This is a genomic window from Caballeronia sp. ATUFL_M2_KS44 (genome assembly GCF_023630965.1).
GTDB lineage: Bacteria > Pseudomonadota > Gammaproteobacteria > Burkholderiales > Burkholderiaceae > Caballeronia > Caballeronia concitans.
Map to the genome: position 1 here is coordinate 1 of NZ_JALQEA010000032.1, position 268 is coordinate 268.

A 268-nucleotide genomic window follows, 5' to 3' on the forward strand; every position below is an offset into this window, starting at 1 on the left:
ACCGAAAGCACGGGACCGAGCGCGATGCGTATCGCGAGCCCGAAGCGCGGAGGGAGGACGAAAAAGATCTTACAAGCGAGGCTGTCTATGTGCGATGGCTCGCCGAGCAATTCGGGGCGACCGGAGCCGCGAAACTGATCGAAGCGCGCATGACGCGTTTTCAACTCCACGCCCGTGATGCGGCTGACCCAAGCGACAAGCCAACCACCCGCCGGACGACGCCAGCCGCGCACGAGCATCGGTCCGGATGCTACGTTCAGCGGTCATC

The 268-nt window shown here is 63.8% G+C and carries 1 protein-coding gene; it reads right to left on the reverse strand.

What is annotated here, in order from left to right; translation table 11 throughout:
* Nucleotides 1-239, reverse strand: a 239-nt coding sequence (locus NCR39_RS14475; protein WP_250452796.1) for a hypothetical protein, incomplete at its 3' end; no start/stop codon positions are given.
* Nucleotides 240-268: the final 29 nt, after the last annotated feature.